The following is a 14,587-nucleotide window of genomic DNA, read 5'->3' on the forward strand; positions in this document are numbered from 1 at the left end:
CGGAACGAGGACGCCTTCGATATCGCCGCCTACGTCGGAATCGGGTGTTATGTGGTCGCGGTGGCCGCCGCGCCGGTTCTCGCGACCTTGGCCCGGATCGGGAGAGCGCCCGCCAGGGTCCCGGCCCAGAGCTGAGTCAGTTCTCCAGCGTCCCCGCCAGCTCTACGCCGGAGGCGCGGAGCTTGTCCAGGGCGGTGGAGAGGGTGTCGGGGGAGACGGCGGCGGTGAGGCCGAGGAGGACGCGGGTGTCGAAGCCCGCGGCGCGGGCGTCCAGGGCGGTGGCGCGGACGCAGTGGTCGGTGGCGATGCCGCAGACGTCGACGGCATCGATGCCGCGGCCGTGCAGCCAGTCGGCCAGCGTGGTCGAGCCGTCGGAGGCGGTGCCCTCGAAGCCCGAATAGGCCGCGGTGTACGCCCCTTTGGAGAAGATCTCCTGGATCGGCGCGGTGTCCAGGTTGGGGTGGAACTCCGCGCCGGGGGTGTCGGCCCGGCAGTGCGGGGGCCAGGTGTCGACGTAGTCGGGGGTGGCGGAGAAATGCGCGCCGGGGTCGATGTGGAAGTCGCGGGTGGCGACGATGGCGGTGTAGTCCGAGACGCCCAGGTATTCGCTGATGCGCTCGGCCACGGCCGCGCCGCCCGCGACGGCCAGCGACCCGCCCTCACAGAAATCGTTCTGCACGTCGACGACGATCAGGGCTCGGCTCATGGGCGGGACCTCCCGGGAATCGGCGGCCGAGCCGGGACGGCGAGCCGCTCGTATTGCATTGTGCCGCCCGCCGCCCGGCCGGTCCACGCGGCGCCGCGGCGGCGGCTCAACTCACGAAGGTTGTCGGAATCGCGGGTTCGCCGGACGAGAGCTTCAGACCCTCCCAGGGCAGGCTGATCAGGCCCTCGGCCACGAGTTCCCGGCTCTGCGCCAGGGTCGGCCCGTCGGCGAGCACCTCGCCGTCGCGCACCAATGGCACTTGCAGGTCACGGATTTCGAAGCCGTTGGGCTCGGGCCGGGCGGCGGCAGCGGGATAGACGATCTCCTCGACGACGGTGCCGGTGCGCCGGGCCAGTCGGACCGCGCGCTTGGTGCCGCCGCGAGACTCCTTGTGGGAGCTGCGCTTCGCCACCGGGATGCCCTCCACCTCGACCAGTTTGTAGACCATGCCCGCGGTCGGCGCGCCGGACCCGGTGACCAGCGAGGTGCCGACGCCGTACACGTCCACCGGTTCGGCGCGCAGTGCGGCGATGGCGTATTCGTCCAGGTCACCGGACACCACGATGCGGGTGCGGACCGCGCCCAGGGCGTCCAGCTGGTCGCGCACCTGCCGGGCCAGCACGCCCAGATCGCCGGAATCGATGCGCACGCCGCCCAATTCGGGCCCGGCCACCTCGATGGCGGTGGCCACGCCGCGGGTGATGTCGAAGGTGTCGACCAGCAGCGTGGTGCCGACGCCCAGCGCCTCGATCTGGCTGCGGAAGGCCGCCGCCTCGTGCTGGCCGTCCGCGCCGCTGTGCAGCAGGGTGAAGGCGTGCGCGCTGGTGCCCGCGCTGGGCACGCCGAAGCTGCGCGCGGCCTCCAGATTGGAGGTGGCGTCGAAGCCGGCCAGGTAGGCGGCGCGGGCGCTGGCGGGGGCGGCCAGCTCATGGGTTCGGCGCGAACCCATTTCGATCATGCGGCGGCCGCCGGCGGCGCTCACCATGCGGGCGGCCGCGGCGGCGATGGCGCTGTCGTGGTTGTAGATGGAGAGGATGAGGGTTTCCAGCAGGACGCATTCGGCGAAGGTGCCGCGCACGGTGAGGATGGGGGAGCCGGGGAAGAACAGCTCGCCCTCGCGGTAGCCGTCGATCTCGCCCCGAAAGCGGTAGTCGCGCAGCCACTCCAGGGTGCGGGCGTCCAGGAACTTCGCGGCGACCGCGAGTTCGGGTTCGCCGAAACGGAATTCGTTCAGGGCGGCGAGCAATCGCCCGGTCCCCGCGACCACGCCGTATCTCCGGCCGTTCGGCAAGCGGCGGGCGAATACCTCGAATGTGCAGTGCCGCTGTGCCGAACCGTCGGCCAGCGCCGCGGCCAGCATGGTCAGCTCGTACTGATCGGTCAGTAGAGCAGTACTGGTCAGTCCGTCAGCGATCATCACGGAACCCACTCTAAGCACAGTCGAATCCACTTCGCCGACCACGCGCCACGCCCGGGTGTCGATCTCCCGTACCGGTCGGCACGGCGTGTCGCCTGGGCTGTTGTTTCTGTGTTCTCAGGTCGTACCCTGGTTGTTATGGGTCTGTGTAAACACGACGAACTCCGGGTCGCCGCCGGTCCGGCGGGCGTGGACGTGATTTTGTCGGCGGCACAGGCGACACCGGAGGCCATCGAATACTCCGAGATTCTGGAAGCCGAGGACCGACCCTGGGTCACCGTCGTTTGGGACGATCCGGTCAACCTCATGCACTACGTGACCTACATCTTCCAGAAGCTCTTCGGCTACAGCAAAGGCAAGGCAACCGAGCTCATGCTGAAGGTGCACAACGAGGGCAAGGCCGTGGTGTCCGCCGGCTCCCGCGACAAGATGGAACACGACGTACAGCGCCTGCACGCGGCCGGGCTGTGGGCGACCATGCAACGTGACGACTGACCGCGACGACTACGGTTATCCCGTGCGGAAGTGGAGCAGAAAGAACTCCCTGAGCGGGTTGAAACTGCGGTCGGAGATGGACGCCCACGAGGCGGACGTGCTGCGTTCGCTGGTCGGGGCGGTCACCGGACTGCTCACCGATCGGGCTCGCTCGGCCCCCGAGGACGATCTGGCGGCCCTCACCGGGCTACAGGTCGGCAACACCGAACCGCCCGACGATCCGCGGCTGGCCCGGCTGCTGCCGGACTTCCACCGGCCCGAACCCGGGTCCCCCGACGCCGAGCGTGCCGACCTCAACAGCGCGCTGCGCGGCCTGCACGAGCCGGAGATCATCGAGACCAAGGTGGCCGCCGGACTGGTCATCCTGGAAACGCTGCCGCCGCAGGGCGGCCGGATCGTCATCACCCCGGAACAGGCCGACGCCTGGCTGACCGCGCTCAACGATGTCCGCCTGGCCCTGGGCACGGCCCTCGAGATCGACGCCGACACGCCCGACCATTTCTCGGATGACGATCCCCGCGGCCCCAGCCTCGAGGTCTACCACTGGCTGACCTGGATGCAGGACTCGTTGATCCAGGCGCTCGCGCCGTAGGTATCGTGCCGGGACGACCCGAGCGCCCCGCCGGGACACGAAGGGACCTGCCGTGAACAGTGTTGCGGGACCACGCAATTCGATCACCGACGTCAGCGGTGTGCTCGTCGGCCACCAGCAGGCGCTGGACCCGGACGCCACCCTGGGATCGGGCGCGGCCACCGGCTGCACGGTGGTGCGCGTGCCCGGCGGGGCGGTCGCCTCGGTGGACGTGCGCGGCGGCGGGCCGGGCACCCGCGAGACCGACCTGCTGGACCCGGGAAACACTGTGCGGCAGGTGAATGCGATCCTGCTCACTGGCGGCAGCGCGTACGGGCTGGCCGCCGCCGACGGCGTCATGCGCTGGCTGGAGGAGCACAAGGAGGGGATCCCGATGGATCCCGCCGACCCGGCCCGCGTGGTGCCGATCGTGCCCGGGGCGGTCATCTTCGATCTTCCGGTGGGCGCGTGGAACATTCGGCCCGATGCCGACTTCGGGTTCATGGCCGCCGAGAACGCGAGCGTGGACTTCGCGCGCGGGTCGGCGGGCGCGGGCGTCGGGGCGCGGGCCGGATCGCTCAAGGGTGGAATCGGCACGGCCAGTGTGCGTTTCACCGACGGCCCGGCGGCGGGGATCACGGTCGGCGCGGTGATCGTGGCCAATCCCGTCGGCTCGGTCTTCGACCCGCGCACCGGACTCCCGTGGGGCGCGGGCACCGACGGCCCCGAGCATTTCGGGCTGCGCCCGGCCACCGCCGAACAGCTGGCGGCCGCGAACGCGCTGGCGGTGAAGGGCACCGTGCTCAACACCACCATCGGAGTGGTCGCCACCGACGCCGCGCTGGATCCGGCCGCCTGCAAGCGGCTCGCCGCCACCGCGCACGACGGGCTCGCGCGGGCCATCCGGCCCGCGCACTCGCCCCTGGACGGGGACACCCTCTTCGCGCTGGCCACCGGCACCGCCGAGCAGCAGCCGAATTTCCCGCTGCCCCCGGCCTTTCCCGCGGATCTGCTCGTCCTCGACCAGCTGTGCACGGCCGCGGCGGTCTGCGTCGAGCGCGCCATCGTGGACGCGATCCTGTCGGCGACCGCTGTGGCGGGCATCCCGTCCTACCGGGACCTGTTCGGCGGTGCGTCCGGGGTGTGACCGGTTCCACCGGGAATAGCCGCATATTCTCACCTGTTGACGACAGCGTTTCGGCCGTTCGGCCGGGTCGTGGTGAACGGAAGGATGCGACTGTGCTGGTGATCCGGGCAGACCTCGTGGAGGCGATGGTCGCGCATGCGCGCGAGGACCACCCCGACGAGGCATGCGGCGTCATCGCCGGTCCCGAGGGCTCCGACCGCCCCGAGCGCTTCATTCCCATGATCAATGCCGCGCGCTCGCCCACCTTCTACGAGTTCGACTCGGGTGAGCAGCTGCGGTTGTGGCGCGAGATGGACGCCGCCGACGAGGAGCCGGTGGTCATCTACCACTCGCACACCGCGACCGAGGCGTACCCGAGCCGCACCGACATCTCCTTCGCCTCCGAGCCCAACGCTCACTACGTGCTGATCTCCACCCGCGACCCGGAGACCCACGACCTGCGCAGCTACCGGATCCTCGAGGGCGTGGTCACCGAGGAGCCGGTCGAGATCGTCCCCGCCTACAGCCAATCCGCCTGAGCCGCAACGAAACACACAAGGAGTCCCCACTCATGTCGGTCACCGTGTCCATCCCGACCATCATGCGCCCGATCACCAAGGACCAGAAGCGAGTTCAGGCGCAGGGCGCGACCCTGGCCGCGGTCATCGCCGACCTCGAGGCCAACTACCCGGGCCTGGAGGCGAAGCTGCTCAAGGACGGCAAGCTCAACCGCTACGTCAACATCTACATCGATGACGAGGACGTGCGCTTCACCGGCGGGCTCGAGGCCGAGGTGACCGACGGCGGCACCGTCACCATCCTCCCGGCGGTCGCCGGCGGGTCGCGCTGACCGTGGCGCGCTACGAGTCGCTGATCGCGACGCTGGGCAACACCCCGCTGGTCGGGCTGAAGAATCTGTCCCCGCAGTGGGACGGCGAGAATCACGTGCGCCTGTGGGCCAAGCTCGAGGACCGCAATCCGACCGGCTCCATCAAGGACCGTCCGGCGCTGCACATGATCGAGCAGGCCGAGGCCGAGGGCCGGATCACCCCCGGTGACACCATCATCGAGCCGACCAGCGGCAACACCGGTATCTCGCTGGCCATGGCCGCCAAGCTCAAGGGCTACAAGCTGATCTGCGTCATGCCCGAGAACACCTCGGTGGAGCGCCGTCAGCTGCTGACCATGTTCGGTGCGGAGATCATCGACTCCCCGGCCGCGGGCGGCTCGAATCAGGCTGTGGCGCTGGCCAAGCAGATCGCCGCCGAGCACCCAGACTGGGTGATGCTCTACCAGTACGGCAATCCGGCCAACGCGCTCGCCCACTATGAGGGCACCGGCCCGGAGATCCTGGCCGACCTGCCCGAGATCACCCATTTCGTCGCGGGCCTGGGCACCACCGGCACGCTCATGGGCACCGGCCGCTTCCTGCGCGAGAAGGTCCCCGGCATCGACATCGTCGCCGCCGAACCCCGCTACGGCGAACTGGTCTACGGCCTGCGCAACCTCGACGAGGGTTTCGTCCCCGAGCTCTACGACGAGTCGGTGCTGACCTCCCGCTTCTCCGTCGGCCCCTACGACGCGGTGAAGCGCACCCGCGAATTGGTCCTGGAAGAGGGCATCTTCGCCGGCATCTCCACCGGCGCGATCCTGCACGCCGCCCTCGGCGTCGCGAAGAAGGCACAGAAGGCCGGACAACGCGCCGACATCGCCTTCGTCGTCGCAGACGGCGGCTGGAAGTACCTCTCCACCGGCGCCTACGACGGCACCCTCGAAGAGGCCGAGGAGAAACTCGACGGCCAACTCTGGGCCTAGCCCGGCCATGCCCGACTCCCGCGCCCGCTGCGAAAACGCAGCGGGCGCGCGGCATTTGCGCGTCGACTCGGTGAAGGATGCCCCGGCCGCCGCCATCCGCGCCGCTGCGGTGCAGCCTCGGCGCGGGCGCATCGGGCAGCGTCATGGGCCGGTTCACGGCTTGCGAGCCGCCCACTGCGGCACGCCCACAAGGCCGGGCCCGGTGGCGCGGCCGGATTCGACCGATCACCGGATTGTCGATGGTCGCACACACTCGGGCGATGCCGGGGCAATGCCGAGGTGGTCCACCTCGGGCTCGATTCCCGCTGCTGCGGAATCTGCGACGTGACGTGAATGCCCAGCCATGTCGTGCCCACCGCTTGGCGTACGACGACAAGGGACCAGCCACGGGGTCGTGGCGGCGTCGTGCGCTGTGTCGGCTTCAGCAGGATGGGTCTCGAGGGGCGGTGAGGCGGCCGGGCTCAGGGTATTTCCCGAGGCGGGTGGACAGATGGCGGCGGTAGGCTCGGGGAAGGGCGGCTAGGAGGTCTTGCTATGAGCGGTGGCAGCGGGATGGGGTCGTTCGATCCGGATCGGATCGCGCGGTTGCAGGGGCAGTTGGCGAAGCCGGGCGGGGGTTCGGCAGGTACGGCTGCTCTGAAGTTGCTGTGGCAGCGGGCCATTGCGTTGACATTGGGATTCACGGCGTTGCTGTACGGCGTGGAGGGCGTCAATGTCCTTACCGACAACGCGCTCGACACCAACGGCGGGGTGCGGCCGCGCAGCGAGGATGGGCTGGTCGGCATCCTGTTCGCGCCTGTGCTGCACGCCAATTGGGGGCACCTGTTCGGGAACACGCTGCCGGTGATCGTGCTCGGGCTGCTCACGCTGCTGACCGGGATCGGGCGCGGGCTCACCGCGACGGCCATCATCTGGGTGATCGCGGGCTTCGGGCAGTGGCTCACCGCGCCGCCGCACAGTATCTCGCTGGGCGCTTCGGTGCTCGTGTTCGGCTGGCTCACATATCTGATCTGCTGGGGCTGGTTCTCCCGGAATGTGTTGCAGATCGCGGTCGGGCTGATCGTGCTGGTCCTGTATGGATCGATCTTGCTGGGCGTCCTGCCCGGCAACCCGGAAATCTCTTGGCAAGGACATCTTTTCGGGGCGATAGGTGGAGTGTTTGCGGGGTGGGTACTCTCTGGGAATGAACGTCGTCATCGTCGTGGGGCTGACGCCGGCCGTCTCGCGTCGTAGGGGTGACGCTGGACGCGGTCGGCGATTTGGGGGATCCCTCCTTTGAGTGAGAATGCAGCGTGGCAGCATGGGGGAATGCGCCTCACCGTCCTCGGGTGCTCGGGCAGCGTGTCCGGCCCGGATTCCCCGGCGTCGGGTTACTTGCTGACCGGCCCGGATATGACACCGACAGTCATCGATTTCGGTCCCGGCGTGCTGGGCGCGCTGCAGCGGCACCTGGATCCCGGTGAGGTCGACATCTTCCTCACCCACCTGCACGCCGACCACTGCCTGGATTTGCCGGGCCTGCTGGTGTGGCGGCGCTACCACCCGAATCCGCCCTCGGGTCAGGCCGTCGTCTACGGCCCCACCGACACCTCGCTGCGAATCGGCAACGCGTCGGCGGAGATCGGCGGCGAGACCGACGACTGGTCCGACGTGATCGACATGCGGGTCTGGAAGGCGGGCACCCCGACCGCCTTCGGCCCCGGCCACACCGTCGAGGCGCGGCGCATGTTCCACCCGCCGGAGTCCTACGGCCTGCGCATCACCACCGCCGCCGGCCGCACTCTGGTCTACACCGGTGACACCGCGCTGTGCGACGAGGTCTTCGAGTTGGCCAGCGGCGCAGACGTTCTGCTCTCCGAGGCGTCCTGGACCCACGATCCGGCCAACCGTCCGCCGGGCATCCACCTCTCCGGCCACGAGGCGGGCCTGATCGCCGCCCAGGCCGGAGTCGGCGAACTGCTGCTCACCCACATTCCGCCGTGGACCTCCCGCGAGGACGTGATCGCCGAAGCCAAGGCCGTGTTCTCCGGCCCGGTGCACGCGGTGTCGCCGGGTGAGGTCTTCGACATCTAGCCGAGGCGGGGGAGTCGCGGTTACCGGTGGGTCACGGCCCGTTACGCTGTGCGCGTGTCGAAACGAGCCGATGGCAGGGCGGATGACGAACTCCGCGACGTGAAGATCACCCGGGGATTCACCAGTCACCCCGCGGGTTCGGTGCTGGTGGAGTTCGGTCAGACGCGGGTGATGTGCACCGCGAGCGTTACCGAGGGTGTGCCGCCGTGGCGCCGGGATTCCGGATTGGGCTGGCTGACGGCCGAATACGCCATGCTGCCCGCCGCCACCCACACCCGCTCGGGGCGAGAGTCGGTGAAGGGCAAGGTCGGTGGCCGCACCCAGGAGATCTCCCGGCTGATCGGCCGCTCGCTGCGCGCCTGCATCGACCTGGCCGCCCTCGGCGAGAACACCATCGCCCTGGACTGCGACGTGCTGCAGGCCGACGGCGGCACCCGCACCGCCGCCATCACCGGCGCGTACGTGGCGCTCTCGGATGCCATCACCTACCTGGCCGCGGCCGGGAAACTGGCCGACCCGCAACCCATCTCCTGCGCCATCGCCGCGGTCAGCGTCGGCGTGGTCGACGGCCGGGTGCGCCTGGACCTGCCCTACGAGGAGGATTCGCGCGCCGAGGTCGACATGAACGTGGTCGCCACCGACACCGGCACCCTGGTCGAGATCCAGGGCACCGGCGAGGGCGCCACCTTCCCGCGCTCCACCCTGGACAAGCTGCTCGACTCCGCGCTGGCGGGCTGCGAGCAGCTGTTCGTGGTGCAGAAGGAAGCCCTCGCGCTGCCGTACCCGGGCGTGCTGCCCGAGCCGGAGGAGTCCCGGAAGCGATGACCCGCCGTGTCCTGGTCGCCAGCCGCAATGCCAAGAAGCTGAACGAACTGCGCCGCATCCTGGATGAGGCCGGTGTCGCGGGCATCGAGATCGTCGGGCTGAACGACGTCGAGCCCTACGACGAGGCTCCCGAAACCGCGCCGACCTTCGAGGGCAATGCGCTCGCCAAGGCCCGCGACGGGTTCGCGGCCACCGGATTGCCCTGCGTCGCAGACGATTCCGGCCTCGAGGTGGACGCTCTCAACGGCATGCCCGGCGTGTTGTCGGCCCGCTGGTCGGGCACCCACGGCAATGACGCCGCCAACAACGCCCTGCTGCTGGCCCAGCTCGGCGACGTCCCCGACGATCGCCGGGGCGCCCGCTTCGTCTCCGCCTGCGCCCTGGTCGGCGACGGCGTGGAAGCGGTCGTCCGCGGCGAGTGGCCCGGCGTCATCGGCCGAAAGCCGGTGGGCGACGGCGGTTTCGGCTACGACCCGCTCTTCTTCCCCGATGGCGGCGACGTGTCCTCCGCCCAGCTCACCCCGGCCGAAAAGGACGCCGCCTCCCACCGCGGCCGCGCCCTGCGCCAGCTCCTCCCCGCCCTGGCGGCACTCGCCGAGGGCTGAGTTCGCCCGCGCAGCGCAAGAATTCAGGGTTGGGACCGATGTCCCGGCCCTCGATCCGGTCGGCATGTGGCAGCTCGGTCGCTCGGATGACGAGGGTGGCGGGATGGCGGGTGAAACCGATGACCCGCCGTCGCGACTCACGCCCGCGAAACGACCGCGCCCCGCCGATTCCTCGGCGGGGCGCGGTTTTCGCTTGTGCGTCAGAGGCCGAAGGTGGCCTTCACGTCGCGGGTGCGGTAGTGCTCGAAGAAGAACGAGGCGAACGGGATCGTGCCGGCCAGGCAGGTGAAGGCCGTGGTCGACGGCTTCCAGCGGGCCTTGATGCCGAGGTCGATGGTGAAGACCAGGTAGATCATGTAGAAGATGCCGTGCACCTGGCCGATGTAGAACAGCCAGTGCGGGGCGGAGTGGCTGTCGTCGAGGAGCAGGTACTTGTAGACCATCTCGCCGCAGAGGACCAGCAGCCAGACACCGGTGATGTAGGCCAGCGCGCGGTAGCGGGTGAGGGCGCCGCGGATCTTCTCGGGCGCGGCGGCACCGAGCGGGCGGGGAGCCAGTGTGGTCTCACCGGCGACGGGGGACGGTGCGGAGTTGTCGCGGGTGCTCAACCGGCGCTCCTCTCGATGTGGTGCAGCCCGGCGTCACGGACCTTCTCGTCCATGTCCTGGGCATGCAGTTCGGCCAGGTACCTGTTGTATTCGGCGAGCTCGGGATCATCGTCCTTCGCGGCCTTGGGGCGTTCCGGCAGGATGCCCGCCGGAATCTCGCGCGGCGCCGCCGCTTTCGGCCGACGCGGCCGGGCGGTGGGTGCGCTCGGCGTGGCCTCGACCTCTTCGGAGACCGGGTGCTCCCCGGCTTCCTTCTCCAGACGCATGAAGCGGACGTAAGCCCACACCACGAATCCGGCGAAGAGCGGCCATTGCAGCGCGTATCCGAGATTCTGATACGTGCCGCTGCCCGCTTCGAACCGGGTCCACTGCCAGTAGCCCAGTCCCAGGCACGCCAGGAAGGCCACGATCACGAAGATAATCAGGGCCGGACGGCGACGGGGAGCGGACACGACCTCCACGGTACCTGGGGACTACGCACTGCGTAGTAGGTGGGTAATAGAAGGCCCGCCGCACCAAAAGGTGCGGCGGGCCTTCCTGACGAGCGGGGAATGAGCGGTCAGAACTTGTATGTGACGCCGGTCAAACGCTCGGACTCTTCCCACAGCCGGCGCTGCAGTTCCCGATCCTGGGAGATCTTGCTCGACGGCGACGGCTCGACCGGGCCCTGGCTGCCGAACCAGCGGGTCGGGCCCCAGTAGATGTTCGGGTCGGCGTCGGTCTCGGTCGCCGCGAACAGCGAGGAGTAGGCCGCGTGGTACGGGGACTGGCCGACGATCTTGATGAACGGCTTGGAGATCTTGTCGAGGGGGGTTTCGGTGCGCGCGAACAGGTCGGTCGCCGAGACGCCCGGGTGCACGGCGTAGGAGCGCTTGGGCGAACCCGCGGCCTCGAGCCGGTGCTGCAGCTCGCGGGCGAACATGAGGTTCGACAGCTTCGACTGGGCGTAGGCGAGATTGCGCTGGTAGCGGCGGTTCTCGTAGTTGAGGTCGTCGATCCACAGCTTGGGGGTCTGCTTGTGGGCGATCGAGGCCAGCGACACCACCCGGTCGCGGATCTTGTCCAGCAGCAGGCCGGTCAGCGCGAAGTGTCCGAGATGGTTGACGCCCCACTGGGTTTCGAACCCGTCCTCGGTCCGCGAGAACGGAATGTTCATCAGGCCCGCGTTATTGATGAGCACGTCGAATTCGCCCTGGCTGTCGGCGAACTTCCGCACCGAGGCGAGATCGGCCAGGTCCAGCGCCGCGACCCGCACGTCACCGTCGATGCGGTCGGCCACCTCCTGCGCCTTGGCGGCATTGCGGCAGGCCATGATCACGGTGGCGCCCTTGCTCGCGAGCACCTTGGTGGTCTGCTCGCCGAGTCCGCCGTTCGCGCCGGTGATCACGAAGGTGCGCCCGGACTGGTCCGTGATTTCGCTGGGCTTCCATGCCATGGCTGTTGACCTCACAATTCGAGTCGTTTGTTCGACCTTACTTCAGAGTAAGTTCCGGCGATACCCCGGAGTCCCAGACGGGAAACTTGTGACAGTCATAAAAAGATGTTGATAATGAGTTTATGACATCCTCGCCGACCGGCGTGCCACTGGGCCTGCGCGAGCGCAAGAAGCTGCAGACCAGGCAGAACATCTCGAACACCGCGACCCGGCTGTTCATGGACCGCGGCTACGACAATGTCACCATCGCCGAGATCGCGGAGGCGGCCGAGGTCGCCAAGATGACGGTCACGAACTACTTCCCGCGCAAGGAAGACCTGGTGCTGGATATTCACGACGTCTTCGTCGCGGGCCCGGCGGACACCGTGCGGCAGCGGCGGCCGGGGGAGTCGGCGCTGGCCGCGCTGCGTCGCGCCTACCTGGCCGCGGCCGCGTCGAAGGATGCCGTGCTGGCGGGTTTCTCGGGGCCCGATTTCGCGGCCCTGATCACCGGCAGCCCCGCGCTGGTCGCGCGCCTGCGGGAGTTCCACGAGGATCGCGAGCGCCTGCTGGCCGCCGTGCTCGCCGAGGAAACCGGTTCTCCGGCAGATGATTTCACCGCCCGGGTGGCGGCCGCGCTGTTGGGTGGCGTGCATCGGACCCTGTTCGACGAGGTGCTGGTCCGCACGGTCGCCGGGGAGTCGAACGAGGCCATCGCGGCCGTGCTGGCGCAGCGCGTGACGGCCGCCTTCGACACCCTGGAACCGGCGCTGGGCGGCTACGCGGTGCGGACGAACTGATCGGTCGCTCCGCCTGATTGCCCGGTTTGCCGTGTCGTTGCCAGATCTTCGCTGGTGAGCGCAACATACTGGGCCGATGACCGGTGCCAGCGCCACCGCCGAGAAGCCCGCCGCGCCACAACCCTTGAGCAAGGCGCGCAGAAACGTCATCTTCGGAACCGTCGCCCTGGGCATGCTCATGGCCGCGCTCGATTCCACCATCGTCTCCACCGCCCTGCCGACCATCGTGGCGGACCTGGGCGGAGCCGGGCACATGGCCTGGGTGGTCACCTCGTACCTGGTGGCCGAGGCCATCGCCACCGCGCTGGCCGGAAAATTCGGTGACCTGTTCGGCCGCAAGCTGGTGTTCCAGATCAGTGGTGCGATCTTCATCATCGGCTCGATGATCGCCGGGCTCGCGCACGGCATGACGCTGCTCATCTTCGCCCGCGCCATCCAGGGCCTGGGCGCGGGTGGGCTCATGGTCACCTCGATGGCCCTGATCGCCGACGTCATCCCGCTGCGCGAGCGCGGCAAGTACCAGGGCGCACTGGGCGCGGTCTTCGGCATCACCACGGTCATCGGCCCGACGCTGGGCGGACTGTTCACCGACCACCTGAGCTGGCGCTGGTGCTTCTACGTCAACGTCCCCCTCGCCATCGTCATGATCGCGCTGGCGGCCCGGACGATTCCGATGACGAAGTCGATCGTCAAGCCGATCGTCGACTATCTGGGCATCGCGCTGATCGCGGTCGGCGTCACCTGCCTGATCCTCGGATTGGAGTGGGGCGGACAGGAATACGCCTGGGGCTCGTCGACGATCATCGGATTGTTCGTGGCCGCGGCCGTGCTCATGACGACCTTCGTGTTCGCGGAGTTCCGCGCCCGGGAACCGATGCTGCCCATGCACCTGTTCCGCAGCAATGTCTTCACCGTGTGCTCGATCCTGAGCTTCATCGTCGGCTTCGCCATGCTGGGCGCGATGACCTATCTGCCCGCGTATCTGCAATACGTGGAGGGTGTTTCGGCGACCGCGTCGGGGGTGCGCACGCTGCCGCTGGTGGTCGGGCTGTTCTTCACCTCCATCCTGTCCGGCAATATCGTCGGGAAGACGGGGCAGTACAAGATCTTTCCGATCCTGGGCTGCGCGGTCATGGCGGTGGGCCTGTACCTCATGTCGACCATGGGGGCGCACACCAGTTTCTGGGTCATGTCGCTGTACATGCTGATCCTGGGCCTGGGCATCGGTCTGGCGATGCAGGTGCTGACCATCGCGGTGCAGAACAGCGTCCCCTACGTCGATCTGGGCACCGCCACCTCCGGGGTGACCTTCTTCCGGACCATCGGCAGCGCCTTCGGCACCACGGTGTTCGGCACCCTCTACTCGAACCAGCTCCGCCCGAATCTGCAAGCGGCACTGATCGAATCACGCGTGCCGCCGGAGGTGGCGCAGAATCCGTCGATGCTGCGGGATCTGCCGAAGGCGCAGGCCGCGCCGATCGTGCAGGCGTACGCGGACTCCATCGATTTCGTGTTCCGCTGGGTGGTGCCGGTGGCGCTGCTCGGCTTCGTGGTGGCGTTCTTCCTGAAACAGGTCAAGCTGCGCGACAGCGCCCGGGCCGAGGCCACCGATGTGGGGGAGCAGTTCTCGATGCCCGACTCCGCCGACCGGCTGGTGCAGTTGGAGCGGTCCATCGCCCGCGTGCTGCGCAAGCTGCGCGACAATGCCGTCCCGGATCCGGGAATCCTTGCCGCGGCGGGCAGTTCGCTCGGCCGGGACGAGGCGTGGGCGCTGGGTCAGGTGCGCATGTACAACCGCCTGCGCGGCACCGCCACCCTCGACGACATCGCCCGAACCCATTGGATCCCCGCCGAACTGATCGGACCGGTCTACGACAAGGCCGAACGCGACGGGCTGCTGCGCCGCGACGGTGACGAGCTCGCCCTCACCGACAAGGGCGTCGCCGAGGTCGACCGGGTGCGCGGCGCGTGGAAGCGGTGGCTCGAATCCCAGCTCACCGACTGGGATTCCACCGATCCGGCCGATCGCGCGCTGCTGGACCAGGCCATGGACAATATCGCCGCCAAGCTCCTCGACGAGGCCGATCGACCCGACGCGCTGCCGGTCGGCCGCTGAGCGAGGAACAACGCCC

Annotated in this window: 17 protein-coding genes; 12 read left to right on the forward strand and 5 right to left on the reverse strand. The window is 68.9% G+C overall.

The genetic code is table 11. The features are described 5' to 3' along the window. Window positions 1–136 precede the first annotated feature (136 nt). Entirely contained in the window at window positions 137–706 is a 570-nt protein-coding gene (locus GPX89_RS00110; protein ID WP_157354378.1) for a nicotinamidase, read from the reverse strand. Window positions 707–812: 106 nt separating this feature from the next. Next, the gene (locus tag GPX89_RS00115; RefSeq protein ID WP_157386846.1) at window positions 813–2,123 is read right to left on the reverse strand and encodes a nicotinate phosphoribosyltransferase; all 1,311 of its coding nucleotides are present in this window, start codon (window positions 2,121–2,123) and stop codon (window positions 813–815) included. Window positions 2,124–2,261: 138 nt separating this feature from the next. Between GPX89_RS00115 and clpS the strand changes: the two genes are divergently transcribed. The 10 genes from clpS (at window position 2,262) to GPX89_RS00165 (ending at window position 9,633) form a co-directional block, all read left to right on the forward strand. Then, window positions 2,262–2,618 carry an ATP-dependent Clp protease adapter ClpS gene (gene clpS / locus GPX89_RS00120; RefSeq protein ID WP_157354379.1) on the forward strand — a complete coding sequence of 119 codons (357 nt, stop codon included), beginning with the start codon at window positions 2,262–2,264 and terminating at the stop codon, window positions 2,616–2,618. A gap of 22 nt (window positions 2,619–2,640) precedes the next feature. Next, window positions 2,641–3,210 carry an oxidative stress transcriptional regulator AosR gene (gene aosR, locus GPX89_RS00125; protein WP_328601359.1) on the forward strand — a complete coding sequence of 190 codons (570 nt, stop codon included), beginning with the start codon at window positions 2,641–2,643 and terminating at the stop codon, window positions 3,208–3,210. A 52-nt stretch (window positions 3,211–3,262) separates the two neighbouring features. Then, window positions 3,263–4,336, forward strand: coding sequence for a P1 family peptidase (locus GPX89_RS00130; RefSeq protein WP_328601360.1), 1,074 nt, complete (start codon window positions 3,263–3,265; stop codon window positions 4,334–4,336). A 92-nt stretch (window positions 4,337–4,428) separates the two neighbouring features. Further along, the gene (locus tag GPX89_RS00135; RefSeq protein WP_328601361.1) at window positions 4,429–4,854 is read left to right on the forward strand and encodes a M67 family metallopeptidase; all 426 of its coding nucleotides are present in this window, start codon (window positions 4,429–4,431) and stop codon (window positions 4,852–4,854) included. A gap of 32 nt (window positions 4,855–4,886) precedes the next feature. Next, entirely contained in the window at window positions 4,887–5,165 is a 279-nt protein-coding gene (locus GPX89_RS00140; RefSeq protein WP_157354380.1) for a MoaD/ThiS family protein, read from the forward strand. A 2-nt stretch (window positions 5,166–5,167) separates the two neighbouring features. Further along, window positions 5,168–6,130, forward strand: a complete 963-nt coding sequence (locus GPX89_RS00145) for a PLP-dependent cysteine synthase family protein (protein ID WP_328601362.1) — start codon at window positions 5,168–5,170, stop codon at window positions 6,128–6,130. A 534-nt stretch (window positions 6,131–6,664) separates the two neighbouring features. After that, window positions 6,665–7,363: a rhomboid family intramembrane serine protease gene (locus GPX89_RS00150; protein WP_235946607.1), complete on the forward strand. Its 699-nt coding sequence runs from the start codon at window positions 6,665–6,667 to the stop codon at window positions 7,361–7,363. A gap of 75 nt (window positions 7,364–7,438) precedes the next feature. Then, window positions 7,439–8,203 carry a cyclic nucleotide-degrading phosphodiesterase gene (locus tag GPX89_RS00155; RefSeq protein ID WP_157354381.1) on the forward strand — a complete coding sequence of 255 codons (765 nt, stop codon included), beginning with the start codon at window positions 7,439–7,441 and terminating at the stop codon, window positions 8,201–8,203. A gap of 54 nt (window positions 8,204–8,257) precedes the next feature. Beyond that, complete coding sequence (gene rph / locus GPX89_RS00160; protein ID WP_328601363.1) at window positions 8,258–9,028, forward strand: ribonuclease PH; 771 nt, start codon at window positions 8,258–8,260, stop codon at window positions 9,026–9,028. Next, complete coding sequence (locus GPX89_RS00165) at window positions 9,025–9,633, forward strand: non-canonical purine NTP pyrophosphatase (RefSeq protein WP_157354382.1); 609 nt, start codon at window positions 9,025–9,027, stop codon at window positions 9,631–9,633. Before rph ends, GPX89_RS00165 begins: the two co-directional genes overlap by 4 nt. Window positions 9,634–9,833: 200 nt before the next feature. On the opposite strand, the gene GPX89_RS00170 is transcribed toward GPX89_RS00165, so the two are convergent. From GPX89_RS00170 to GPX89_RS00180, 3 genes are all read right to left on the reverse strand, one after another. Next, window positions 9,834–10,241, reverse strand: a complete 408-nt coding sequence (locus GPX89_RS00170) for a DUF3817 domain-containing protein (RefSeq protein WP_407939286.1) — start codon at window positions 10,239–10,241, stop codon at window positions 9,834–9,836. Further along, window positions 10,238–10,702, reverse strand: a complete 465-nt coding sequence (locus GPX89_RS00175; protein ID WP_328601364.1) for a transcriptional regulator — start codon at window positions 10,700–10,702, stop codon at window positions 10,238–10,240. The genes GPX89_RS00170 and GPX89_RS00175 overlap by 4 nt, the downstream gene beginning before the upstream one ends. A gap of 98 nt (window positions 10,703–10,800) precedes the next feature. Beyond that, the gene (locus tag GPX89_RS00180; RefSeq protein WP_157354383.1) at window positions 10,801–11,676 is read right to left on the reverse strand and encodes an oxidoreductase; all 876 of its coding nucleotides are present in this window, start codon (window positions 11,674–11,676) and stop codon (window positions 10,801–10,803) included. A gap of 122 nt (window positions 11,677–11,798) precedes the next feature. On the opposite strand from GPX89_RS00180, the gene GPX89_RS00185 reads away from it, so the two are divergent. Both GPX89_RS00185 and GPX89_RS00190 read left to right on the forward strand, forming a co-directional pair. Beyond that, window positions 11,799–12,455, forward strand: a complete 657-nt coding sequence (locus GPX89_RS00185) for a TetR/AcrR family transcriptional regulator (protein WP_157354384.1) — start codon at window positions 11,799–11,801, stop codon at window positions 12,453–12,455. Window positions 12,456–12,531: 76 nt separating this feature from the next. After that, window positions 12,532–14,571, forward strand: a complete 2,040-nt coding sequence (locus tag GPX89_RS00190; protein WP_157354385.1) for an MDR family MFS transporter — start codon at window positions 12,532–12,534, stop codon at window positions 14,569–14,571. Window positions 14,572–14,587 lie beyond the last annotated feature (16 nt).

Origin of the sequence: Nocardia terrae (assembly GCF_009760405.1) — a bacterium.
GTDB lineage: Bacteria > Actinomycetota > Actinomycetes > Mycobacteriales > Mycobacteriaceae > Nocardia > Nocardia terrae.

Bases quoted from the DNA above. Each gene is read 5' to 3' on its own strand.
- GPX89_RS00110 (WP_157354378.1), bottom strand. From the start codon at position 706: ATGAGCCGAGCCCTGATCGTCGTCGACGTGCAGAACGATTTCTGTGAG.
- GPX89_RS00115 (WP_157386846.1), bottom strand. From the start codon at position 2,123: ATGATCGCTGACGGACTGACCAGTACTGCTCTACTGACCGATCAGTAC.
- clpS (WP_157354379.1), top strand. From the start codon at position 2,262: ATGGGTCTGTGTAAACACGACGAACTCCGGGTCGCCGCCGGTCCGGCG.
- GPX89_RS00140 (WP_157354380.1), top strand. From the start codon at position 4,887: ATGTCGGTCACCGTGTCCATCCCGACCATCATGCGCCCGATCACCAAG.
- GPX89_RS00150 (WP_235946607.1), top strand. From the start codon at position 6,665: ATGAGCGGTGGCAGCGGGATGGGGTCGTTCGATCCGGATCGGATCGCG.
- GPX89_RS00155 (WP_157354381.1), top strand. From the start codon at position 7,439: ATGCGCCTCACCGTCCTCGGGTGCTCGGGCAGCGTGTCCGGCCCGGAT.
- GPX89_RS00165 (WP_157354382.1), top strand. From the start codon at position 9,025: ATGACCCGCCGTGTCCTGGTCGCCAGCCGCAATGCCAAGAAGCTGAAC.
- GPX89_RS00180 (WP_157354383.1), bottom strand. From the start codon at position 11,676: ATGGCATGGAAGCCCAGCGAAATCACGGACCAGTCCGGGCGCACCTTC.
- GPX89_RS00185 (WP_157354384.1), top strand. From the start codon at position 11,799: ATGACATCCTCGCCGACCGGCGTGCCACTGGGCCTGCGCGAGCGCAAG.
- GPX89_RS00190 (WP_157354385.1), top strand. From the start codon at position 12,532: ATGACCGGTGCCAGCGCCACCGCCGAGAAGCCCGCCGCGCCACAACCC.